The sequence below is a fragment of the Bifidobacterium dolichotidis genome (assembly GCF_003951975.1).
Lineage (GTDB): Bacteria > Actinomycetota > Actinomycetes > Actinomycetales > Bifidobacteriaceae > Bifidobacterium > Bifidobacterium dolichotidis.
This window is the reverse complement of sequence record NZ_QXGM01000001.1, coordinates 314154-337399: the sequence shown is the minus strand read 5'-3', so window position 1 is coordinate 337399 and position 23246 is coordinate 314154. Positions and strand designations below refer to the sequence as shown.

The window sequence follows — 23246 nt, the reverse complement described above, 5'->3', positions numbered from 1 at the left end:
TGTTGGAATGTCAGTATCTGTTAGGCAGTATAGCCCGTCATTTGTTCTGCAGCTCGTAAACTTGCTGTAAGAGCTGCGCGGAATTGCGCCATTTCTTCATCGGTTCCCATGCATACGCGCAACCAGCCTTCAGGGCCAACCACGCGGATCAGCACACCGCGCTCAAGCATCTGCTCAAAAATGAGCTCACGCTCTGCCAAATGGCCGCCGAACAAAATGAAGTTCGACTGCGATGGCATAACCTGCAGAGCCTTACCCTTATAGGTTTGCGTCGTCAGCCACTGTGCCGTTTGCTCACGCGTTTGACGCAAATGATTGACTTCAGCAAGCTGCTCATCCGTGTGATCAAACGCAGCCAAGGCGGCAGCCTGTGTGATGGCCGACAAGTGATATGGCATACGCACAATGCGCATACAATCGATAATGCCCTTGTCAGCTGCCACATAACCCACACGCGAACCCGCAAACGCAAAAGCCTTGCTCATCGTGCGGCTGACTGCCAAGTTGTGATAGTCGTTGACGAGCGTTGTTGCCGAAGGAGTGCCTGGATCACGGAACTCGATATAGGCTTCATCGACCACGACAATCGGATGCGTTCCCGGCTGTGCACCAGCCACCGTTGCGCTCTGGCTTGCCTCGAGAATCTGCTTGAGATCTTCGATTGGCAATGGCGTACCCGTTGGATTATTTGGGCTCGTCAGCACCACCATGGCAGGCTGAAGCTCATGCATGGCTTGAATGGTATCCACAACATTGACCGTGAAGTCATCGTTGCGAGGAACGGTTTGCCAAGCCGTAAACGTATCGCGCGCATATTCGGGATACATCGAATAGGTTGGCGCTGGTGCTAGCGCAGTACGACCTGGGCCACCGAATGCCATAAACAGCTGCAGCATAATCTCATTCGAACCATTGGCGCCCCACACCTGCGCAGGCTGCAAGCGCGCATCAGATTCGGCCTTGAGATAGTCACAGAATGCCTGGCGCAACGCTTCGTGCTCGCGATCAGGATATCGGTTCACACTACGAGCTGCTTCACGAATGCGCTGCGCAATTGATTCGACCACATCGGCCTTAGGCGCATATGGATTCTCGTTGACGTTCAAGCACACAGGAACGTCTAACTGAGGAGCACCATATGGTTCTTCACCAATCAGATCATTGCGCAGTGGCAGATCAGTTGGAATTGCCGGCTCCCCTGCATTCGCATCTGCTGCTGCATCCATTAACGCATTCGTTTCTGCTGTCACTTCAGACCAGCCTCCGTCTCTTGTGCATCAAGCGTTTCCTTGTTATATGGGTCGTCTACAAAACGGCTCAATACACTCTCACCATGCGCTGGCAGATCTTCCGACACTGCAAACGCATTGACGCGGGCAGCCAGTTCCTTCAAGCCCTCGCGCTCATATTCAATAACTTCAACAGGCTTCATAAACGTGTGCACGCCAAGGCCCGCAGCAAAGCGAGCCGTGCCGCTGGTTGGCAACACGTGATTCGAACCCGACATGTAATCGCCGAGCGGTACTGGCGAGTAGTTACCGCGGAAAATAGCACCAGCATTACGAATACGTGCAATAACCGCATCTGGGTCGGCTGTTTGCACTTCCAAGTGCTCGGCTGCGTACGCATTCGCAGCGTCAATGGCTTGGTTCAGATCGTCGGTCACAATAATGCCCGACTGCTGGCCTGACAGCGACGTGTGCACTCGTTCAGCATGCTTCGTGCGAGGCACGCGAGTTTTCAGTTCTTCCTGCACGGCGTCAGCAAGTTCGGTACTGTCCGTAATCAGCACGGAACCAGCCAGTTCATCGTGTTCCGCTTGGCCGATCAAATCTGCCGCAACCCAGCCCGGCTTGGCAGTTTCGTCCGCAATAATGGCGATTTCTGTTGGACCAGCGACGGCGTCAATACCAACAATGCCTGATACGAGGCGCTTTGCAGTGGCCACGAAAATATTGCCAGGACCAGTGATTTTATCGACTGGCTCACACAACACTGGATTTGCTGGATCATCTGGATCAGTTGCACCATAAGCAAACATGGCAATAGCCTGAGCACCGCCAACGGCATAGACTTCATCAACGCCGAGCATGGCACACGTAGCCAGAATCGTACGGTTTGGCCAGCCATCAGGATCGTTACGGTTTGGTGGCGTAGCAATAGCCAGCGAATCCACGCCTGCAGCCTGTGCAGGTACGGCATTCATAATGACTGAGCTTGGATAGACGGCCTTTCCACCAGGCACATAGAGACCAACGCGCTGCACTGGAATCCAACGTTCAGAAACGCGAGCACCATTGGCTAAATCTGTGTGGAAGTCTTCTGGCACCTGGTTGGCAGCAACGGCGCGAGCACGACGAATCGACTCTTCAATAGCTGCTTTGACTTCTGGGTCGAGGCTGGCAATAGCCGCTTCCATAACGTCAACCGGTACCCGCAAATGTTTTGGAACCACATGATCGAAGCGGTCTGCATATTCACGCAATGCCTTGGCACCATTGGCCTTGACGTTATCGAGGATTGGCTGTACCAATTCCGTGGCCTCATCGGTGCCCATCTCAGCTCGAGGCATTGCCGCGAGCATCTGTGCACGGGTGAGGGACTTGCCGCGTAGATCTATGACGCGCATGATCGTTTGTTCACTCATACCGCATCATCGTAGCAACGTTTCTCAGTAAATGATGTATAAATTGTCAATATGCGTCACATCTTGAGAAACGGGGGCATACAGGTAGTTTTTCTTTGCTATTGACGCTTCTCCAGTAATAAAAAAGAACCAAGCAGATTTGGAAACCTGCTTGGTTCAACGAAATATCAGACGGACTCAATCGAGTGAGGGCCGAACAGAATCTTAATTTCGGCGAACAAACTCGTATCCCTCTTCACACGGAAGCGGTCACCCAACGTCAGCACGCGAGCGTTATCCTGATCATCCATAACAGCAATTTTGACTTCGCTGTAGCCAGGATGGTTCGTCAGCGTCTGGCCGAGCTCGTTGAGACGCTGGCGGTTGAGCGCACGCACTGGCAGTGTAATAACCAGCGGACGCGAGTCCTCATCTTCCAGATCAGCAACTTGCATTTCGGTGGCACGCAGCGAAACGGTTTCATCACGCACATCCACAGTGCCTCGAATCTGAATAACCGTATCGACGGCCAAGTCATTAGCGTTAGCTTCATACACCTTACCGAACAGCATGCACTGAATCGAGGATTCCATATCCTCAACCGTGATCAAAGCCCAAGCGTTACCACGCTTCGAAACCTTGCGCTCCACATGCGTAACCAGACCAGCGATAGTCACCTGCGTACGGTCTTCCATAGCAGGAGCACGATCGATGAGCTTTGCAATCGACATTTCACGCAAGCCAGCCAGTACAGACTGCATGCCGCTTAATGGGTGGTCAGACACGTACAGGCCCAGCATCTCGCGTTCGAAGTTGAGCTTCGTCTTCTTATCCCACTCATCAACATCTGGAATGTCAATGCGCACGTCGCCCATGGCATCGGTGTCTTCTGTACCGTCAATATCGGCGAACAGATCAAACTGGCCTTCAGCCTGCTTGCGCTTAATGTTGACATACGAATCAATAGCAGCTTCGTGAATCTGGAACAGCGCACGACGGTTTGGCTCAATCGAGTCGAATGCGCCTGCCTTAATCAGCGATTCCACAAGCCTACGATTCATGGCGTTCAGTGGCACGCGCTGAATGTAGTCCATGAAGTTCACGAACTTACCCTTGGCAGACGAGCGTTCCTTAATAATCTCCTGCACTGCGGCTTCGCCGACGTTACGCACAGCGCCAAGGCCGAAACGCACAACGTCACCAACTGCTGCGTACTCGTACAGCGATTCGTTAACGTCTGGAGACAGCACCTTAATGCCCATACGACGAGCTTCGCCGAGGTAGAGAGCCGTCTTATCCTTGTTGCTCTTGGCGTTCTGCAGCAAAGCAGCCATGAACTCGACTGGGTAATGAGCCTTGAGATATGCCGTCCAGTACGAGATCAGACCATAAGCAGCCGAGTGAGCCTTATTAAACGCGTAGCCTGCGAATGGCAGGAACACGTCCCAAACAGCCTGTGCTGCTTCTTCGGAGTAACCGTGGTCCTTCATACCCTTGAAGAATGGGACCTTCTCCCTAGCCAGCACTTCAGGCTTCTTCTTACCCATGGCTCGACGCAGCACATCTGCCTTACCAAGCGAGTAACCTGCAAGAATTCGAGCTGCGAACTGGATCTGCTCCTGATAAATAATCAGACCGTAGGTCTCTTTCAGAACTGGTTCCAGAGCCTTCTCAACTTCAGGATGAATTGGCTCGATCTTCTGCAAACCATTCTTACGCTTTGCATAGTTCGTGTGCGAATCCATACCCATTGGGCCTGGTCGGTACAGTGCAATCAATGCCGAGATATCTGCGAAGTTATCTGGTCGCATCATCTTCAGCAGCGAGCGCATGCCGTCGGAATCGAGCTGGAACACACCCAGCGTCTCACCACTGGAAAGCAGGTCGTACGTGGCCTTGTCGTCGAGTGGAATCTTCGTATATTCAATAGGCTCTTTGCCGTTGTTCTTAATATTACGAAGCGTATCGTGGATCACTGTAAGGTTGGAAAGACCCAAGAAATCCATCTTGACGAGGCCAAGCGTTTCACACGTGTGGTACTCGAACGTCGTCGTGATCGTACCATCAGTACGCTCAAGCAGTGGCGACGTATCGGTAATAGGCTTCGAACCCATAATCGTTGCACAAGCGTGCACACCAGTCTGACGAATCAGGCCTTCAATGCCCATAGCCTGATCGGTAATGCGCTTAACATCTGGATCCGAATCGTAGAGCTCACGATATTCGCGGGCTTCGGCGTAACGCTTGGCGTCTGGGTTGAAAATATCCTTAATGGCAATATCCTTGCCACCCGTCTGAGACGGTGGCAGTGCCTTCGTCACGCGGTCGCCCATCGAGAATTCGTAGCCCATAATTCGAGCCGAATCCTTCAAAGCCTGCTTCGTCTTAATCGTACCGTAGATAACGCACTGTGCGACCTTATCGTGGCCATACTTATCTGCCACGTATTCGAGCACGCGCATACGGCCTTCAGGATCGAAGTCGACATCGATATCAGGCAGCGAAACACGTTCTGGGTTCAAGAAGCGTTCGAAAATCAGGCCGTGGCGCAATGGGTCCAAATCGGTAATACCCATAGCGTAAGCGACCATAGCGCCTGCTGCCGAGCCACGACCAGGGCCGACCATAACGTCGTGGGACTTGGCCCAGTTAATGTAATCAGCGACGACGAGGAAGTAGCCGCAGAACTGCATCTGGCAGATCGTACCGCATTCGTAATCAGCCTGCTTGCGTACCTCGATTGGTGGGTTACCGTCGTAGCGCTTTTCCAAGCCTTCTTCGACGCGGCGCAGGAACAAGCTCGTCTCATCCCAGCCTTCTGGGCAGTCGAATTCAGGCATGAAGGCGCCATCTTCGTGATCGTCGAAAATAACGTTGCAGCGATCAGCGACTTCAAGTGTGTTATCGCAAGCTTCTGGCAGTTCCTTGAACAGCTCACGCATTTCTTCTGCTGGACGCAGGTAGTAACCTTCACCGTCGAACTTGAATCGACCTGGCTCATCAAGCGTGGAGCCCGAGTTAATGCAGAGCATAGCGTCCTGAGCGGAAGCGTCTTCTGGCATCACGTAGTGGGCGTCGTTCGTAGCCAGCAAAGGAGCATTGAGCTTCTTAGCAATAGTCAGCAGATCCTTGGTGACATTGTGTTCAATGGCCAGATTGTGGTCCATGAGCTCAATGTAGAAGTTTTCGCGACCGAAAATATCCTGCAGCTCGCCTGCTGCACGCAAAGCTTCGTCGAACTGGCCTAAGCGCAGACGCGTTTGAATAATGCCAGATGGGCAGCCAGAACCGCAGATCACACCATCGGAGTAGGTCTGCAGCACTTCTTTATCCATACGCGGATAGCGCATGACGCGGCCTTCGAGATTAGCCACGGAGCTAGCCTTCATCAGGTTGACGAGGCCTTTGTCGTTTTCTGCCCACAACGTCAAGTGGGTAATCAGACCGCCGCCGGACACGTCGTCACGGCGCTGATCTTCAGTACCCCAGTGCACGCGGGACTTATCAAAACGGGAGGTTTCTGGCGTGACATAAGCCTCAATACCAATAATTGGCTTCACGTCATTCGACACTGCCTCGTTCCACAGCTCATAGGCGCCATGCATATTGCCGTGGTCGGTAATGCCGACTGCGCTCATACCGAGTTCTTTTGCGCGATGCACCATATTTGGAATTTTGGAAGCACCATCGAGCAAGGAATAATGCGTGTGATTATGCAGATGCACGAAGTCGGCTGTTTGTGTCATGCGTTCCAATGTACGTGTCGAATTCGACTCCGAGCAAGAGTGAAATGAGAAGATTTTGTATAGGCCTCAAAGAAAGGCCGAGAAAAGGGCGATAAATGCGCGAATTTATGGTATGAGCTCCTCAGCTGCCGACACGCCGTGCCCTCGTCGACATGCGTACAACGCTGTTGCGGCGATGTATGCCAATCCCCTAGCGTGAATGCTTAAGGAGGTGAATCATGCAGTGGCAATGGCAACAGCAACGGCAACAGCAACAACAGCTACAGCAAAAACAAAAGCTTCAGAAACGGCAACAAGCACAACGCTCGTGGTGGCGATTTACTGCGCTTGCACTGCTTATCACGATTGCCGATGGTATAGCCGTGATCGGGCTAGAAAGGCTTGTTGCAACGGATCCTGCGCATCCGTTGATGTTTGGCCCAGCGCTGTTGCAGCTTGGCTGCGTTGCAGCGTTCTGGCCATGTTGTGCTGCAACAATGGTGTTGTTGCTCATTGCTGCAGCAACGGCAGCGATCAGGCGTCGGCGAGCTCGCGCTGCTGTTGACGCTGGCGCATCACATCAAGAGCATGATCCAGATCCGCCGGCAACGTGCTCCTCACCGTAGTCCACACATGGGTGCGTGGGTGGCGGAATTCAAGCTGAATAGCGTGCAGCCACTGACGGTCTAAGCCGCAAGCTTCGGAGAGCTTTGGATTAGCGCCATACATTGGATCGCCCACGAGTGGATGGCCAATGGAAGAAAAATGTACACGAATCTGGTGTGTACGACCAGTTTCGAGGTTAATGCGAGCCAGCGTTGCTTCGCCGAAGCGCTCGAGCACATCCCAATGCGTAATGGCATGCTTGCCAAGTGGTGTAATGCAGAAGCGGAAGTCACTAACCTTGGCGCGTCCAATAGGAGCATCAATCGTGGCTTTATCTTGTTTGAGGTTACCCTGCACTAGTGCTTCGTAGGTTTTGACGACCTCATGCTCGGAGAACTGACGACGCATTTCTTTGTATGCCAGCTCAGACTTGCACACGAGCATCAGGCCAGAGGTGCCAACGTCAAGACGTGACACAATACCTTGCCTGCCAGGAGCGCCATAGGACGTAATATGCACGCCACGGTCGAGTAAGCTGCCCAGCACCGTTGGACCAGTCCATCCAATAGAAGCATGAGCTGCTACGCCAACTGGCTTGTCAACAACAACGACGTCGTCATCTTCATAGACAACAGCCATATCGTGAGCAATTGGTTCGACCTTGTGCTCTGGCTCTTGCTCGATGATCTCAATCATGTCACCAGCAAGCAGCTCCGAAGCTTTATCAACGTCACGGCCCAACACATGGGCAGCACCGGAGGTTACGAGCTCTGCAGCCTTTGCACGTGAAAGGCCTGTCATCTTAGCTAATGCCACATCAAATCGTTTACCGATTAGCATGTCTGGTGCCGGCAACAGCCGTGTGCTCATAACTTATACTCCCCCTCTAGGTGCATCTGAAGTAATTCAATCGTATGCGTAGCAGCCGATTGCAAAGAAACGCTACGAATTACTTGGTAGAGGCCGCCTGATTGGACTGCGTCTGTTCACTCGTATCTGCAGTGCCGTTGACTTCGTGAGCGTCAGAGAACTTAACGTTGCACAGGATCATCAACACAATGCCAATGCCTGCAACCATGAGCTCAATATCGGCCACATTGCCTACGGACCAGCCGTAGTTCAAGAAGTCAACAACAGCGCCGTTGAGTACATCCGTGGCGTTGATCACGCGGTCAATAAGATTGCCGAACGCGCCAGCGAATGCCAGAGACAAAAAGACAGTCCACAGCATTGATGTAGTGCGCCATGCAAGAACAATTAAAACAATGCATGCCGCAATTGCGAATAGCGCAATAATCCATGTATGTGACGCTAAGAATCCGAGTGATGCACCTGGATTAAATACGAGTGTGAGGCGTAACAACGAGCCCAGCACAGGAACAGTACGTCCATCAGATAACGCGGTCAGCGCCCACAACTTAGTCAGTTGATCAAGCACAATAGCAACAATGGCGATGCATGCAAAGACGGCCGCGCGTCGTGCACGCGGCCGTCTTGCTGAACTAGCGAGTTGAGTCATAGGCTCTTGTCAGTCAGTTGTTCTTATCTTCAACCGAGCTGTAGTTGTTCGTATCCGAAACCTGAGCCTGCAGCTGCGACAGGAACTCGGTCAGGCGCGAACGGTACTCCGTCTCGAACGTCTTCAGGCCCTGGATGTTGCCCTGAATGACCTTGGCCTGCTGCTCGAGGTTCTCGCGAACCTGAGTTGCATAGTCATCTGCAGCGGAGCGGGTCTTCTTGTCGTAGTCGTTAGCACGCTGCTGAGCTTCTGCTTCGTAAGCGTCGACTTCGTTGTGACGATCGACGACGTACTGATCAGCTTCGCTCTTCTTCTGCTGTGCGTACTGATCGCCCTCAGCCTGCTTGCGCTCTGCATAAGCGTTTGCATCGTTAGCCTTGGAATCAGCGTAGTTATCAGCTTCGCTCGTCTTCGTTGCTACATAGTTGTTAGCTTCGTCAGTACGATCTGCGAGGTACTGGTCAGCTTCCTGGTGCTTGCTCTTCGAGTAAGCGTCAGCATCAGCACGAGTCTGCTCGGAGTACTGGTCTGCATCGTTGTGGACGCGTGCCTGGTACTCATCAGCCTCAGAGCGCGTACGCTCAGAGTAGTTGTTAGCCTTCGTGACGAGGTCTTCGTACTTGCGCTGAGATTCTTCAGTGATCTCGCGAGCCTTGGCCTTGCCCTTGTCAACGTACTGATCGTGCAGCTGCATTGCCAATGCAAGCATTGCGGTTGCGCGCTCTGGCTCAGAGTTAGCTGCTGCTGCAGCGCCCTGAATCTTCTGGAGGCTGCCCGTCTCAGTTGCTGGCTCCATCTTGGAGACCTGGTCGCGCAGCTGCTCTTCACGCTGCTTCGACTCAGTGAGCTGCTGAGAGACTTCCTTAAGGTGCTGCTCGAGCTGCTGAGCACGAATCGTCTGCTCGTTTGCAGTTTCGAGCTCGTGACGCAGACCCTCGGAATCAGCACGGAACTGATCGCGCTGCTTCGTGACCTCGGCGAGCTGTGCTTCGAGCTCACCCTTCTTCGAGTTCTTTGCGGTCTGAGCCGTCAGCTGATCAATCTGAGCCGACAGACGCTCGACCTGACCCTTGAGCTGCTCGTTCTGGGAAGTCAGAGCCTTGTTGCTCTGCTCAACTTCCTGAACCTTAGCCTGAGCAGCTGCTTCACGCTCCTGAGACTCCTTGAGTGCAGCCTGAGCCTGCTCCTGCACCTTAGCAACAGCCTTCTGAACATCGTTCGAAGAAGCAGCCTCAGCAGCAGCCTTAGCCTGCGACTTCAAGTTGTTGTTCTCAGCCGTCAGCGACTCGACTTGAGCGCTGAGCTCAGAAATCTTTGTATTGAGAGCAGAAACTTCAGGACCGAGTGCCTGAGTGGACTGTCCACCTGCGACTGCTGACTTACCGAGTGCTTCGACGGTCTCGGTTACCTGGTCGAGAAAATCGTCGACCTCGTCAACGTCGTAACCTTCCTTAAAACGCACAGTTTGGAAGGTGTGCTCCCTAATATCTTTTGGCGTCAAAAGAGCCATGAATGTGTCACCTCTCTTCGGGGCATAGCCTCGCTAGTTGGTCTTAATAAGAGACTGTATCACGAAGCCTTCTAATTAACACTATAAAAAGCGCTTTCTTTGGCCGATTTACCATTAAATGATGATGCGTAATACTATGAGCGCAAAATACAGCACTAGAAAACTCGTATCAAAATAAATTGGCCCAAGTGGGATCGGCTTGATATATCTGCGTAGCCATCGTAATGGTGGTTCAGTCAGCTGATACACAATACGCACAAGCGTTGAGGCAATACCTCGAGGCGTCCAACGCGTGAGCGCCATAACCCAATCAAGGATCATGCGGATGAAGAGCACCGCGATATAAGCCTCAAGCAGCCAATCGATGATGCGCAGCATAATGTACAACAAGCCAAACAGCATGCCCATAAGACTACAAAAATACATGGGACATGAGGAGTATTCTCACAAATCACCTACAAACTTTGTCACTAAGCGTACGGCTTTAAGCGTCTCTATTGTTGTAAGCAGCTATCAATGATTCGAAACCGATCGAAGGAGTACGCCATGGAGATTGATCCTATTCTTGACTACTGCAAAGCCACCTATGGCACACTCCCCGACCGACCTTGGATGAAGTATCCAGACTATCTCGTCTTCCGTCATGCTGATACGGGCAAGTGGTACATGCTGATTATGGAAATTTCAGCACAGAAGCTTGGGCTTGCTAGTGACGAACCAAAATGGGTAGCCAACCTCAAGTGCCCACCGACGCAAATTGATGATCTTGTGCAAAAGCCTGGCATTCTGCATGCATATCACATGAATAAGAAGCATTGGATTTCGGTGCTGCTGGATGGCACAGTCGCTCAAGCAGAAATACAAGATCTTATAGATCAAAGTTACGAACTTACCGAGTGAGAAAACCCACAGAAAACAAGAAAACCTCCGGCATAAAACCAGAGGTTTCTTCGTAAGTGAGAGACATTACCGAAATGGTAATGGGAACGACGAATCAGTCAGCGAACAGCTCAGAGTCGAGTTCGTCATCCTTGCTGACAATGTTCACCGATGGTGGGCTCAGCAGATAGACGCGCTTCGTAACGCACTCCAGCGATCCCTGCAGACCGAACACAACGCCAGCCGAGAAATCGATAATGCGGTAAGCGTCAGCCTGTGGAACACCCGTCAGGTTGAGCACGACTGGCGTGCCGTCGCGCAGTGCACGGCCAACCATCTGAGCATCCTTGTATTCCTTCGGATGAATCGTAGTAATACGAGTCACTCGATTCTGGAATGGCTTCGAAAGCTTATACGAGGACTCCGAAGAAGTCGACGTCGTAGCGATTGGCTTCACGTCTTCTTCAGCGGTGTACTCAGGCTGTGCAATGTTGTCTTCCTGATCGAACGACTCATCGTCCTCATCAACAACATCAGACATGCCCAAGTAAGACATTGCGTTCTTCACAAATCCAGCCATACCAATGGATCCTTTGCAGTCAGCGTTTCAATCAACGCAGGAAGTCTGGGATATCGAGCTCACCCATGTCGTCATCATCATCGTTCGTGTACGTCGTGTTGCCAAAGTTCAGAGACTGCTCGTTGTTCTGAACTGGGGCGCTTGGCTGTGCCTGAAAAGGCACGGTTGCTGGCTCTTCGTGAGCGACTGGCTGCTGCATAACAGGAGCTGGAGTCACAGGAGCTGGCGTCACTGGAGCTGCAGCAACTGGCGTTTCTGCAGTGTGAGGAAGCTCTGGCTTGGACTGGTTGTCAGCAACGAGCAGATCAACGTTAGCTGGCTCTTCTGCGTTCTTATCCCTGTCGAAACCTGCTGCGATCACGGTCACGCGCATTTCGTCACCGTAAGCATCGTCGAGAGCAAGACCAAGGATGACCTGTGCTTCAGGGTGGATGTACTGACGAATAAGCGTTGCAGCAGCGTTGATCTCCTGCAGCTTGAGGTCCATTGGGCCAGCGATGTTGATGAGCACGCCCGTAGCGCCTTCGATGCTCTCTTCGAGCAGAGGCGAGCTGATAGCGATTTCTGCAGCCTTCGTAGCGCGATCGTCGCCGAATGCGGAACCAACACCGAACAGAGCAGAACCAGAATCCTTAAGGATCGAGGTGATGTCCTGGAAGTCGACGTTGATGTATGGGTTCTGGCGAATCATGTCGGTGATGCCCTGCACACCTGCAAGCAGTGCGGTATCAGCCGTACGGAATGCGTCAACAATGCCGATCGAGTTGTCGGACAGCTCGAGCAGACGATCGTTAGGAATGACGATGATTGCGTCAACTTCCTTGCGCAACTTCTCAATACCGAGCAGAGCCGAGTTAGCACGCTGAGGACCCTCGAAGCTGAATGGTCGAGTTACGACAGCGATGGTCAGTGCGCCCTGCTGGCGTGCTGCCCGTGCCACGATTGGAGATGCACCAGTACCAGTGCCGCCGCCCTCACCGCAGGTGATGAACACCATATCGGCGCCCTTAACGGCAGCTTCAATCTCTTCCTGATGATCCTTTGCTGCCTGTGCACCCTTCTCAGGATCTGCACCTGCACCCAGGCCACGATTCGTCTTATCACTCAGCGAGATCTTGGTCTCTGCGTCAGAACGCATCAAATCTTTTGCATCGGTATTAATTGCAACGAATTCAACATTCTGCAAACCCTCTGCAATCATGCGGTTAATAGCATTACCACCTGCACCGCCAACACCGACAACCTTGATGTAAGTCTTGTCATTCAATTCGGTCTCTGGCTGGGTAATCTCGCTCACCATTGTCTCCTGTCACTCACGGTCTTGCACCACTGTAACGCACAAGCATGAATATTTGCTGGAAAAAACGACACTAAATTCTTTAAAAGGGCACTTCGTGCCCCCTTCAGGGGTATCCAGTCGTTATTTCAGCATCTCTGCGCGCAAAACGCAATTCAAATTTCAGTAACTTGCATCCATCGGATCATCACCGAAGAGGGCTTCACGCTCATCATGCGTTGTAGAACGCGAATCGAGCCAGCCATACGGCAAATGCACCTTCTTAGCGAAGCGCACTCGTCCTCGAGGAGCATCCACAATTCGAGGAGCAAGCGTTGCATCAAGATCAAGCGTGTCAATAATGCGCTGCATGTCTGCAAGGGATTCACTTTCCATAAAGGCGCGGCGCACACCGCCACCTACTGGGAAGCCCTTCAAATACCAAGCAATATGCTTGCGCATGTCATGAACTGCCATTTGCTCATCGCCATCGTGGAACTCAGTCATAAGCGTTGCGTGACGCATCATGACTCGTGCCACTTCACCAAGCGTTGGATTGACGCGCTCGTCAGAGCCAGCAAAGGCGTTCTTAATATCAGCGAAGATCCAAGGACGACCCTGGCAACCACGACCAATTGCTACACCTGCACAACCGGTCTGCTCCACCATGGCCATAGCGTCTGAAGCACCCCAGATATCGCCATTACCAAATACTGGTACGTCGAGCTCATCTACAAGTTCGGCTATACGAGTCCAATCAGAATGACCGCCATAATATTCCGCAGTAGTACGGGCGTGTAGCGTAACCGCCTTGCAGCCTTCCTCCTGCGCAATATGGCCAGCTTCGTGGAAGGTTTCGTGCTCGTGATCAATACCCACACGAATCTTTGCCGTAACTGGAATACCAGCCTTGTCACACACGCCAACAACGCGTGAAACCACATCAGCAAAGAGATCAGTCTTCCATGGTAGAGCCGAGCCGCCACCGCGACGCGTCACCTTTGGGACTGGGCAACCGAAATTCAAATCAACATGGTCGGCCATATTATTGTCGACGACCATTTGTGCTGCCTGCTCCATAATGGATGGATTCACACCATAGAGCTGCAACGAACGAATACGTTCAGAAGGAGCGAAACGGCAAAGACGCAATGCCTTAGGGTTCTTAGCCACCAGTGCTCGTGCCGTAATCATTTCTGCAACATAGAGTCCGTGAGGACCATATTCTTCGCAGATCACGCGGAATGGCCAATTCGTAACTCCTGCCATTGGCGAGAGAATAACTGGCGTTTCTACATGCACTGAGCCCAAGTCCACGGCATTCAGCTTCGCTGGTGCCTTTGCTGGCAACTCCTGTTCGCTGGTACGTGGATCAAAATGTGTGGTCTCATGGGCCGTGCGCAGCACGGTCTCTTCAGCATGTTTGCTCAACTTGCTCCCCTGCTATCGAGAAAAGAGATTTGGGTAATACACGGATTAACGCAACCGTATGCGTTGCCACGTATTTCACATTGATGTTGTACCTGATGAAATACCGTAAGCCATGGCCGTTCCTCCGACCATGGCTTACTACTATATGTTCACATTCGCTCTACAAAATAGCGATTTTGTTCTGAGCTATTGCACCAATACGTGGCTCAACTTGAATCAGTACAGACCGCCAGCTTCAGCGATGTGCACGGACTCTGGCCATTCCTTGCCGCCAAGAGCCACTGGCTTAAGAGGCACACGCGTGTGCTTGTCTTCGATGCGTGCACGCACGTAATCGGCAACCTTATCGAGTGCCACGCGCTCCTGCTTCATCGAATCGCGCTCACGCACGGTCACAGCCTGATCATCAAGCGTATCGAAATCAATCGTGATGCACAGAGGCGTACCAATCTCATCCTGACGACGGTAACGACGGCCAATAGCACCGGATTCGTCGTAGTTGATCATCCAGTCGTTGAGGCGCAGATCTGCAGCGAGGTTCTGAGCCACTTCCTGCAGCTCAGGCTTCTTGCTCAGTGGCAGCACAGCAGCCTTGTAAGGAGCCAGACGTGGATCAAGACGCAGCACGGTGCGCTTGTCAACGCCGCCCTTCGTGTTTGGAGCCTCATCAACGTCATAAGCATCCACGAGGAATGCCATGAGCGAGCGCGACAGACCAGCAGCTGGCTCAATGACGTATGGGATGTACTTCTCGCCAGTTGCCTGGTTGAAGTATGCAAGATCCTCGCCCGAGTGCTCAGCGTGTGCTGACAGATCGTAATCGGTACGGTTTGCAACGCCTTCGAGCTCGCCCCAATCGGAGCCCTGGAAGCCGAACTTGTACTCGATATCGACGGTGCGCTTCGAGTAGTGAGCCAGCTTCTCCTTTGGATGCTCGTAGTGACGCAGGTTCTCTGGCTTGATGCCAAGATCGAGGTACCACTGCGTACGAGCGTCGATCCAGTACTGGTGCCAGTCTTCGTCCTGGCCTGGAGCCACGAAGAACTCCATTTCCATCTGCTCGAACTCACGCGTACGGAAGATGAAGTTGCCTGGCGTAATCTCGTTACGGAAGCTCTTACCCGTGTTAGCAATGCCGAATGGTGGCTTCATACGGGACGAGGTCATAACGTTCTTGAAGTCAACGAAAATGCCCTGTGCCGTCTCTGGACGCAGATAGTGCAGCGAGTTCTCGTCCTCAACTGGGCCGAGGTTCGTGCGCAGCATCATGTTGAAGTCACGTGGCTCAGTCCAGTTACCGCGAGTACCGCAGTTAGGGCACACAATATCCTTGAGGCCGTTTTCTGGAAGCTGGTCGTTGTGCTTTTCTGCATACGACTCAATGAGCTTATCTTCACGGTTGCGCTTGTGGCAGGTCAGGCACTCAACGAGCGGATCGTTGAACACGGAGACGTGGCCCGAAGCCACCCACACCTGCGATGGAAGAATAACCGAGGTATCAACGCCCACAACATCTGGACGCGTAACAACCATCGAACGCCACCATTCGCGCTTGATGTTGTCCTTAAGGGCTACGCCAAGTGGGCCATAATCCCATGCTGAACGCGTGCCACCATAAATCTCACCGGCAGGAAAAACGAAGCCCCTGCGCTTAGCGAGGGAAACGACTTCATCAAGTTTACTAGCCACAATGCACCTTCTGGGTTGAACGGTTTGGGGTTTTGTATCAACGTCTCAGCCTATCCTCACGTTCTGACGCAATGCCGGTTATGTATGTCTTGCGTCACAGTTTGGTGCATTTGTTCATTCTGTGAGCACAAGCTGAGCTTTCAGCTCGATTCCGTCCAGTTGTGCCATTACGTTCAAGTCCTGCAGGGGTGCCGCCTCAAGCGGCTGAGAATGGCTGTGATGCCTAACCCTTAGAACCTGTTGGCTAACACCAGTGTAGGGAGCACGATTTATGAATTTGCCGGCACAGCATCCACTTCGTCAAGCAATTGCCCAGGCTGTTCAGGACGTTAAGTCGCAGTCGCCTATGGCCCCATCTTTTACGAATTTCGTCACGATGAATTTTGTGGCCAATGCTCAGCTTGCTTGTGGCGGTAGCGCAGCAATGAGTTTTATTGCTACTGAATTCGATGCCATCGCCGCTTTGGCTAAGTCCGCTTATATCAACGTTGGTACGCTACTGCCAAGTTATAGTGATGCGCTGCATGCGATTACTGCAGATCTCAACGAGTCCGCGAAGCCGTGGGTGCTTGATCCGGTTGCTGCCGGCCTTGGTCAAACGCGCACCGATATTTTGACTGATATGCAGCACAATCCGCCAACTATTGTGCGCGGTAATGCGTCAGAAATTATTGTGTTGGCTCAGCTGTGGGGTTTGGATTGCGGTTCATCGTCGCATGGTCCTGAAGGTGTTGAGTCTGCCGACGATGTGCAGTCAGCAATGGAACCAGCCCGTCTGCTCGCTCGTTTTATGGCTGAACATACGCCGTCTGGCCAGGCTGCTGTTGCCGTTTCTGGTGAAGAAGATTTGATTACTGATGGCACGCAGACGTTCCGTTTACATGGTGGCAGCCCGCTTATGACGAAGATTACGGGTGCCGGCTGCTCGCTCGGTGGCGTTACGGCAACCTATTTATCAGTCGCTTCCCCACTCGTTGCTGCTCTGGCTGCCAGCATGCTCTATAACGTTGCGTCCGATGCTGCCGCTCAGGCGCTGGACGCGCTCAATCAGTGCGATTCGTGCGCTCCGGTTCGTCAGGCTCTGCCGGCAGGTCCGGGAACGTTCCAAGCGTTGTTCCTTGACGCACTTGCCGCAGCCACTGCTGAGCAGGTTAGTGCTGCTGAGATTTCGGAGTGCTGAGTAGTGCAGCACGCTGTCAGAAGTTCACTGGACTGCAGTCCGTTGTTCACAGTTGCTTCGTTCATCTGCAGTTCAGTTGACTTCTGTTGTATTTTTCGTATTGCGACTTGGCTTTCCAAGCGTGCAATCAATGCGTCCCTATTACCTCAATGGAGCAGGTGAGTAAATAATGAATATATTTCCATACCGATCGATGCGCGATTGCTTTGATTTGCGCTTCTATTTGGTACTCGGCCCAGATGATACGAATGGTCGCGATGTAGCTGATGTGGTACGCGATGCTTTGCGCGGTGGTGCTAGCTTCATTCAGTTGCGTGCTAAGCATGCTGATGTACGCGAGATCGTAGATATGGCCGAGCGCATTGCTGCTGTTATTGCCGAAGAAGGCAAGGATCAGAGCGTGGCATTCGTTATTGACGATCGTGTGGATGCTGCTCTTGAAGCTCGTGCCAAGGGTATCAAGGTTGATGGCGTGCATATTGGTCAGGACGATCTTGATCCTCAAATGGCCCGCCATCTCTTGGGTCGCGATGCAATTATTGGTCTGAGCGCTAAGACTGAGGATGATGTTCGCCGTGCTGAAGCGCTGCCATTTGGCACTGTTGATTATTTAGGTGCTGGTCCTTGGCATGAAACCAGCACAAAGCCAGATTGCATTCTTATTGATGACCATGGTGCGCGCCATACGCTTGCTGCAGCTTCGATTGATCATTTGCACTCGTTAACGCGTTTGCCAATTGTTGTGGGCGGCGGCGTCAAGCTCAACGATATTGACACATTGGCTTGTTCTAAGGCTGACGGTTGGTTTGTTATTACGGCTATTACGAAGGCTGAGGATCCCGAGCAGGCTACGCATGAGCTCGTTGCCGCTTGGCAGCAAGTGCGTGGTGATCAGATGCATGATCATCCAGCAGCAGAGCTGCGTCGTACAACGCTACCTGCAGCAATGAGTGTGGCAACAACGGATTCGTCAGGTGGCGCCGGCATTCCAGTTGATTTGAAGACGATGATGGCTTGTGGCGTATTTGCCGAATGCTGCGTTTGTGCTATTACAGCACAGAATACGAAGGGTGTCACGCATATTGAAGAGCTTTCCCCTGTTGCAATTCGCAAGCAGATTGATGCTGTGTTTGACGATATTCCACCTCAGGCCGTCAAAATTGGCATGGTGCCAAGTATTGAAGGCATTACCGCTGTAGCCGATGCATTGGAGGCCAATAAGGCCGTCAATATTGTGGTAGATCCAGTTATGGTTGCCACGAGTGGCGCCAAGCTTATTAACGATGATGCTATTGCTACGTTGACGTCTCGTCTGTTCCCTATGGCTACGTTGATTACGCCAAATCTGCCGGAAACTCGTGTACTGCTTGAGACAATTGGTTCTGACCTAGTTCCAGAATCGGAAGACGATATGGAGCAGGCAGGTCACCTGATTGCTGAGCACTATAGTTGCAACGTGCTCGTCAAGGGCGGCCATGGTTTGGCTGATGCCAATGATTTGCTCGTGCGCACGGATGGTGCCACGCAATGGTTCTATGGCGAACGCATTAACAATCCGAATACGCATGGTACTGGCTGCACGCTGTCGTCTGCAATTGCTGCCAACTTGGCTGCTGGTGCAAGCCTTGAGCAGGCTATTGAGCAAGCGAAGCTTTATGTTTCTGGCGCTTTGAGACAAATGCTTGATCTGGGCTCTGGTTCGGGTCCATTTGATCACGCCTGGCAGTGGCGCTAATGCTGTAGCCGGCCGCTCGGCCGGAGAAATCAAGAAAACCAACAGAAATGAGCTGAACATGAGCGAGCCGATCCAAGCACGCGTTCCTGTTGATGAGCACAGTCATAAGCGACTCAATACGGTTGCGGCCGTGTCGATTGCGCCGAGCGGCGTGGCTGATGAGCGCGACGGCGTGCGCGACGAGCTGAGTGCCTACGTTGCGCAAGTTGTGGCCACGATTCGTCAGTCAGGCTTGCCGAACGAGACGAACGCAATGTTTACGAATATTGAGGGCGATCTCGATGACGTTATGCGCGTTGTGCGTGACGCAGCGGCCGTACTCGCTGAACAGGGGTATCGAACCGAAGTCAGTCTGAAACTCGATATTCGTCCTGGCTATGAAGGTCAGATTGTAGCCAAGCATGAGCTCGTCAACGAATTACTCGAGCAGTAATCGAGTATTCGTTGAACAGGAATCGACTGTAAGTGTGCATGGCAGCAGCCCAACACTTGTGCGTATACCGTACGAGTTACGAGCGCTATTTCGTTAGAAGCTTGTATTTGTTGGGGTGCTGCCATAGACTTCAGTTCGTATTTAACGTTTCTGGCCTTGCTGTGCGCGGACTCCTCACCTTGCCGAATGAACGCACGCGGCCGCGAGCACGCGTTTCGTGCAGAAAGCAAGGTGTCACGTGGATCAACGCGACGTAGTAGTAACTTCTGGCTCAGTTTCGGAGCCATCCTCCCCTTCTCTGGCATCTCGTCTTAAGCTCAATGTTTGGGCACCTCCAACGCTGACGATTATTGCGCTGCTGGTTATTTGGCAAGTGTGGGTTACGGCTGCTCAGGTTCCGGCGACACTACTCGCTTCTCCCGCATCGATTGTGCGCGCAATTGGTCGCAGTTGGTCGACGCTGTGGCCGGCAACATTGATTACTGCTGGCGAAGGTTTTGCTGGTTTCGTTATTGCTGCGGCGCTTGGTATTCCGCTTGGTGTGCTGCTGTTCCGCTGCAAGGCTGCTAATGCTGCGCTGTTCCCTCTGTTGGCTGCCGCGCAAACGTTGCCAATTATTGCTATTGCTCCACTGTTCTTGATCTGGTTCGGTTTTGAGCCAGTTGGCAAGGTCATTATTGTTGCGATTTTCGCAATTTTCGCGATTGTTGTGCAAACAATTCGTGGCTTGGATCGCGTGCCTCATTTCTATGATGATGTGGCACTGACCTGTGGTGCAACGCGTACTTGGACGCTCTGGCACGTTGACCTGCGTGTGGCTGCTCCTCAAATTTTTGGTGGTCTTCGCATTAGCGCTGCTTATGTGTTCGCAACTGCTGCAACAGCTGAATACTTGGGTGCGCGTCGTGGTCTCGGTATCTTTATTCAGGCCGCTTATAATTCGTTCCGCACGCCTCTTATTTTTGCTGCCGCGTTCATGATTATTGCCATGACCGGTGTGCTTATGTTGCTTGTTCATATTGCCGAAAAGCTGCTTATTGGTAGCGCTCAAGACAATATTGATCCCGATGCCGAAGAGTAATTTCTAGCCCTGTTTGTATTTCAATTTTTCTAGTTTTAGTTCTGTTTTGCCTCGCATAACCGTTGAAAGGATGCTATGACGAACCGATTCTCACACCTGCGCACGGTGATGATCTCACTCGTTGCTGCAGTGAGTGCTCTGCTTATGCTCGTTGGCTTAGGCGGCTGTGGTCATGCTCAGCAGTCCACTGCTAGCTCCGCTAAGTTAACGCCAGTAACGTTCATGTTGTGGTGGACGCCAGATACGAATCATATTGGCGTTTACACAGCTTTGAATAAGGGCTACTACCGCGATGCAGGTTTGGACGTGTCGATTGTAGCTGCAGCTCAAGCTGGTAGTGAGCAGGCTGTGGAAAACGGTGCTGCTGACTTCACGCTTTCTACTATGACGAATCTTGCTAACTACTCCACGCAGGGTGCTCATTTGAAGGAAGTACTGCAGGTGCAGCAGAAGCCAAGTGCTATCTGGTGCTCGCTTGCTTCGAATACTGCTATTAAGAGTCCAAAGGACTTTGATGGTAAGACATTCGCTACGTTCGGTTCGAGCGAATCCGATGCTGTGGTGCGCGAAATGATCCGTCACGATGGCGGCAAGGGCAACTTCGACAAGGTCACTGTTGGCACGAGCACGTTCCAAACGCTTGAATCGGGCCGCGCTGATTTCGGTGGCTTCTATGACACGTGGGAAGGTGTGCAGTCGCGTATGAATGGCCCTGCACTCAACTGTTTCACCGAGCCTGATTACGGTATTCCTGGCAACGCTGACACAATCGGTCTGGTCACGAGTGACAAGCTCATTAAGAAGGATCCAGAGCTCGTTCGTAAGTTCGTTCAGGCTACGAAGAAGGGTTATGAGTACGCATATGCTCACCCTGATGATGCTTCGGAGATCTTGGTGCACGAAGCTAAGGATGCCAATCTTGAACTCGACATGGTCAAGACGAGTATGAAGACGATCACCGATGGTGACTACTGGGGTCCTCGCAACGATTCCTCGTTCGTCTTCGGTACGCCAGATACTGCAGGCGCTCAGCAGTACTTCGACTTCCTTGCCAAGAACGGTGCTTATGAAGATGCTGATGGCCATACGCTGACCAAGGCTCCTCAAGCTACTGATGTCAGCACTTCAGAATTCCTGAAGTAATACAAACCACTGAACAGGAGCTCACACTGTTCTAGCGCAAGACCACAAAGGGCGTTGTCCATAACTTCTCGAGTTATCGGCAACGCCCTTTTTGTATATGTTGACAGTCGTAATGCTTGCAGCCATACTGCTTCATCAGTTGATTCTTATGGGATTATTTGGGTACTTGAGTGAGTGTCAGCATGCCTGCATCGCGCATAGCATTGCGCATATTGTCTACGCGCTTATCTGCATCAGGTACCTTGTCATCATCAGAGACATCTCCCACAATTAATTTCGCTTTGGTAAAGCTGTCGAATTCCTTGGCGCTAGCTGGATCATTATTCACTCGCAACAGTGGAACCGCGCTTATTGAAGCAATGCCTTTATCACCAAGTACAACCTTGTTGAACTCAACATTTGATGCTTCCAAATTATTTACTAAGTCATATTCAACAGTATTTGGGTTCACGATAACAAGCGTTCCCACTCCACTCTCGCATGGCTTCCATTCCGTTATTGCTTTATATGGATCGTGACCTTCATACGAGAAATATTGCAGAACTGGGCATTGATCAGAAATGATATACCCATACGAATCTTTGCCTGTATAGAGTGTTCCGTGGAGTTGATATACCTTCCCGATTGCAGTTGAGAATTCTTCGGCGTCACTATCGTCCTCTCCTAATAACGATGCGCCATAATCATACGGTTTTTGCGTAAATTCGTATTGCACGCCAGCTTCAGAAACATAGGTATTACCGATGATGGCAGTGACGCTATTGGCACTTGTTGATCCACAGCCACTTAAGCACAATAAAGTTGTTAATGCTGCAGCAGTTACGCTGATTATTATCCCCTTCTTCATGGTCCCTCCTTTGGAGCCAAAAAGATATTGTCTTACCTCAATACGTTCGCCGTTGAACTCGTTCGAGATATCCCAACATAATAAACGTCATATAAATGAAAAATCTCCTATCTTCCACATCTCACAAGAGACATGAAAAATAGGAGATCTCCATTGAGGTTGTTCTACAACCTAATGCTCAATCACTTCTTAACGCCACCAAAGCGACGATCACGATGAATGTAATCATCGATTGCACGCCACAGTACTTCACGGCCGCAGTCAGGGAACAGCTCTGGCACGAAGTCAAGCTCTGCATAGGCTGCTTCCCAAGGTAGGAAGTTACTCGTGCGCTGCTCACCCGAAGTACGAATAACCAGATCGCAGTCTGGGATATCTGGGTTATAGAGATGCTCAGCAACCATCTTCTCGGTTACGCGGTCACCAGAGATCTTGCCGTCACGCACTTCACGAGCAATTGCTGCACAAGCATCAGCGATTTCTGCACGACCACCATAGTTAATGCAGAACACTACGTCGATTACCTTGTTGTTCTTCGTAATCTCCATAGCGTCTTCAAGCTCGTCAATAACGGACTTCCACAGCTTTGGCTTACGTCCGCTCCAACGAACACGCACGCCCCACTCATTCATCTGCTTCACACGGCGGCGAATAATGTCACGCGAGAAGCCCATGAGGAATCGCACTTCTTGTGGGCTGCGCTTCCAGTTTTCCGTAGAGAACGTATAGAGGCTTAAATAGCGCACACCAGCTTCAATTGCACCTGCAATTGTGTCGAACACAACAGGTTCTGCGGCCTGGTGGCCATCCGTACGAATAAGTCCGCGCTGCTGAGCCCAGCGACCATTGCCATCCATAATGACACCCACGTGACGTGGCACTGCCTTCTTTGGGAAGTCTGGAATGATGCTTGGATCAGAGAAAGGTGCTGCTGGAATATTCAGCGACGTGTAATCAACGTTCTCAAAAGCCATGGTTTCCAATGT

At 51.8% G+C, this 23246-nt stretch carries 19 protein-coding genes, 1 pseudogene and 1 riboswitch; of the genes and pseudogenes, 7 read left to right on the top strand and 13 right to left on the bottom strand.

Going from position 1 to position 23246, the window contains the following annotated elements; genetic code table 11:
* Positions 1-20: 20 nt before the first annotated feature.
* From D2E26_RS01180 to D2E26_RS01150, 7 genes are all read right to left on the bottom strand, one after another.
* Positions 21-1226, bottom strand: coding sequence for a histidinol-phosphate transaminase (locus D2E26_RS01180; protein ID WP_125963357.1), 1206 nt, complete (start codon positions 1224-1226; stop codon positions 21-23).
* Positions 1227-1246: 20 nt separating this feature from the next.
* On the bottom strand, positions 1247-2629 hold the full coding sequence (gene hisD / locus D2E26_RS01175) for a histidinol dehydrogenase (protein WP_125963356.1): 1383 nt from the start codon (positions 2627-2629) through the stop codon (positions 1247-1249).
* Positions 2630-2814: 185 nt separating this feature from the next.
* Entirely contained in the window at positions 2815-6372 is a 3558-nt protein-coding gene (dnaE, locus tag D2E26_RS01170; protein WP_125962879.1) for a DNA polymerase III subunit alpha, read from the bottom strand.
* A 513-nt stretch (positions 6373-6885) separates the two neighbouring features.
* On the bottom strand, positions 6886-7827 hold the full coding sequence (locus D2E26_RS01165) for an RluA family pseudouridine synthase (protein WP_125962878.1): 942 nt from the start codon (positions 7825-7827) through the stop codon (positions 6886-6888).
* A gap of 79 nt (positions 7828-7906) precedes the next feature.
* Positions 7907-8476 (bottom strand): signal peptidase II, encoded by a 570-nt coding sequence (gene lspA, locus D2E26_RS01160; RefSeq protein WP_125962877.1) that lies wholly within the window; start codon positions 8474-8476, stop codon positions 7907-7909.
* Between the two features lie 13 nt (positions 8477-8489).
* Entirely contained in the window at positions 8490-9986 is a 1497-nt protein-coding gene (locus D2E26_RS01155; protein WP_125962876.1) for a DivIVA domain-containing protein, read from the bottom strand.
* 114 nt (positions 9987-10100) lie between these two features.
* Positions 10101-10388, bottom strand: coding sequence for a YggT family protein (locus D2E26_RS01150; protein WP_125963355.1), 288 nt, complete (start codon positions 10386-10388; stop codon positions 10101-10103).
* A 144-nt stretch (positions 10389-10532) separates the two neighbouring features.
* Here D2E26_RS01150 and D2E26_RS01145 point away from each other — a divergent pair, with 144 nt between their 5' ends.
* Positions 10533-10886 (top strand): MmcQ/YjbR family DNA-binding protein, encoded by a 354-nt coding sequence (locus D2E26_RS01145; RefSeq protein ID WP_125962875.1) that lies wholly within the window; start codon positions 10533-10535, stop codon positions 10884-10886.
* A 94-nt stretch (positions 10887-10980) separates the two neighbouring features.
* Here the strand turns inward: D2E26_RS01145 and D2E26_RS01140 are convergent, their stop codons facing one another.
* From D2E26_RS01140 to D2E26_RS01125, 4 genes are all read right to left on the bottom strand, one after another.
* Positions 10981-11445 (bottom strand): cell division protein SepF, encoded by a 465-nt coding sequence (locus tag D2E26_RS01140; RefSeq protein ID WP_125962874.1) that lies wholly within the window; start codon positions 11443-11445, stop codon positions 10981-10983.
* A gap of 31 nt (positions 11446-11476) precedes the next feature.
* A complete protein-coding gene (ftsZ, locus tag D2E26_RS01135; RefSeq protein WP_420897183.1) occupies positions 11477-12742 on the bottom strand; it encodes a cell division protein FtsZ in 1266 nt (421 codons plus the stop codon).
* 162 nt (positions 12743-12904) lie between these two features.
* Positions 12905-14152: a tRNA dihydrouridine synthase DusB gene (gene dusB, locus D2E26_RS01130; protein WP_125962872.1), complete on the bottom strand. Its 1248-nt coding sequence runs from the start codon at positions 14150-14152 to the stop codon at positions 12905-12907.
* Between the two features lie 216 nt (positions 14153-14368).
* Positions 14369-15844 (bottom strand): glycine--tRNA ligase, encoded by a 1476-nt coding sequence (locus tag D2E26_RS01125; protein ID WP_125962871.1) that lies wholly within the window; start codon positions 15842-15844, stop codon positions 14369-14371.
* Positions 15845-16015: 171 nt separating this feature from the next.
* Positions 16016-16120, top strand: a riboswitch (TPP riboswitch).
* Here D2E26_RS01125 and thiM point away from each other — a divergent pair.
* From thiM to D2E26_RS01100, 6 genes and pseudogenes are all read left to right on the top strand, one after another.
* On the top strand, positions 16113-17021 hold the full coding sequence (thiM, locus tag D2E26_RS01120; protein ID WP_125962870.1) for a hydroxyethylthiazole kinase: 909 nt from the start codon (positions 16113-16115) through the stop codon (positions 17019-17021). Its footprint overlaps the riboswitch before it by 8 nt.
* A 169-nt stretch (positions 17022-17190) precedes the next feature.
* Positions 17191-17832, top strand: a pseudogene (locus tag D2E26_RS07595) (thiamine phosphate synthase); the annotation flags it as partial.
* Between the two features lie 84 nt (positions 17833-17916).
* On the top strand, positions 17917-18756 hold the full coding sequence (thiD, locus tag D2E26_RS07590) for a bifunctional hydroxymethylpyrimidine kinase/phosphomethylpyrimidine kinase (protein ID WP_338142128.1): 840 nt from the start codon (positions 17917-17919) through the stop codon (positions 18754-18756).
* A gap of 58 nt (positions 18757-18814) precedes the next feature.
* The gene (locus tag D2E26_RS01110) at positions 18815-19189 is read left to right on the top strand and encodes a thiamine-binding protein (RefSeq protein ID WP_125962868.1); all 375 of its coding nucleotides are present in this window, start codon (positions 18815-18817) and stop codon (positions 19187-19189) included.
* A gap of 298 nt (positions 19190-19487) precedes the next feature.
* Positions 19488-20270 (top strand): ABC transporter permease, encoded by a 783-nt coding sequence (locus tag D2E26_RS01105; RefSeq protein ID WP_125963354.1) that lies wholly within the window; start codon positions 19488-19490, stop codon positions 20268-20270.
* Positions 20271-20345: 75 nt separating this feature from the next.
* A complete protein-coding gene (locus D2E26_RS01100; RefSeq protein ID WP_125962867.1) occupies positions 20346-21413 on the top strand; it encodes an ABC transporter substrate-binding protein in 1068 nt (355 codons plus the stop codon).
* A gap of 154 nt (positions 21414-21567) precedes the next feature.
* On the opposite strand, the gene D2E26_RS01095 is transcribed toward D2E26_RS01100, so the two are convergent.
* Together D2E26_RS01095 and D2E26_RS01090 are read right to left on the bottom strand one after the other, a co-directional pair.
* The gene (locus D2E26_RS01095; RefSeq protein WP_125962866.1) at positions 21568-22260 is read right to left on the bottom strand and encodes a hypothetical protein; all 693 of its coding nucleotides are present in this window, start codon (positions 22258-22260) and stop codon (positions 21568-21570) included.
* Positions 22261-22442: 182 nt separating this feature from the next.
* Positions 22443-23234 (bottom strand): isoprenyl transferase, encoded by a 792-nt coding sequence (locus D2E26_RS01090; RefSeq protein WP_125962865.1) that lies wholly within the window; start codon positions 23232-23234, stop codon positions 22443-22445.
* Positions 23235-23246 lie beyond the last annotated feature (12 nt).

Bases quoted from the DNA above. Each gene is read 5' to 3' on its own strand.
- D2E26_RS01180 (WP_125963357.1), bottom strand. From the start codon at position 1,226: ATGGATGCAGCAGCAGATGCGAATGCAGGGGAGCCGGCAATTCCAACT.
- hisD (WP_125963356.1), bottom strand. From the start codon at position 2,629: ATGCGCGTCATAGATCTACGCGGCAAGTCCCTCACCCGTGCACAGATG.
- dnaE (WP_125962879.1), bottom strand. From the start codon at position 6,372: ATGACACAAACAGCCGACTTCGTGCATCTGCATAATCACACGCATTAT.
- D2E26_RS01165 (WP_125962878.1), bottom strand. From the start codon at position 7,827: ATGAGCACACGGCTGTTGCCGGCACCAGACATGCTAATCGGTAAACGA.
- lspA (WP_125962877.1), bottom strand. From the start codon at position 8,476: ATGACTCAACTCGCTAGTTCAGCAAGACGGCCGCGTGCACGACGCGCG.
- D2E26_RS01155 (WP_125962876.1), bottom strand. From the start codon at position 9,986: ATGGCTCTTTTGACGCCAAAAGATATTAGGGAGCACACCTTCCAAACT.
- D2E26_RS01150 (WP_125963355.1), bottom strand. From the start codon at position 10,388: ATGCTGTTTGGCTTGTTGTACATTATGCTGCGCATCATCGATTGGCTG.
- D2E26_RS01145 (WP_125962875.1), top strand. From the start codon at position 10,533: ATGGAGATTGATCCTATTCTTGACTACTGCAAAGCCACCTATGGCACA.
- D2E26_RS01140 (WP_125962874.1), bottom strand. From the start codon at position 11,445: ATGGCTGGATTTGTGAAGAACGCAATGTCTTACTTGGGCATGTCTGAT.
- thiM (WP_125962870.1), top strand. From the start codon at position 16,113: ATGAATTTGCCGGCACAGCATCCACTTCGTCAAGCAATTGCCCAGGCT.
- thiD (WP_338142128.1), top strand. From the start codon at position 17,917: ATGCATGATCATCCAGCAGCAGAGCTGCGTCGTACAACGCTACCTGCA.
- D2E26_RS01110 (WP_125962868.1), top strand. From the start codon at position 18,815: ATGAGCGAGCCGATCCAAGCACGCGTTCCTGTTGATGAGCACAGTCAT.
- D2E26_RS01100 (WP_125962867.1), top strand. From the start codon at position 20,346: ATGACGAACCGATTCTCACACCTGCGCACGGTGATGATCTCACTCGTT.
- D2E26_RS01095 (WP_125962866.1), bottom strand. From the start codon at position 22,260: ATGAAGAAGGGGATAATAATCAGCGTAACTGCTGCAGCATTAACAACT.
- D2E26_RS01090 (WP_125962865.1), bottom strand. From the start codon at position 23,234: ATGGCTTTTGAGAACGTTGATTACACGTCGCTGAATATTCCAGCAGCA.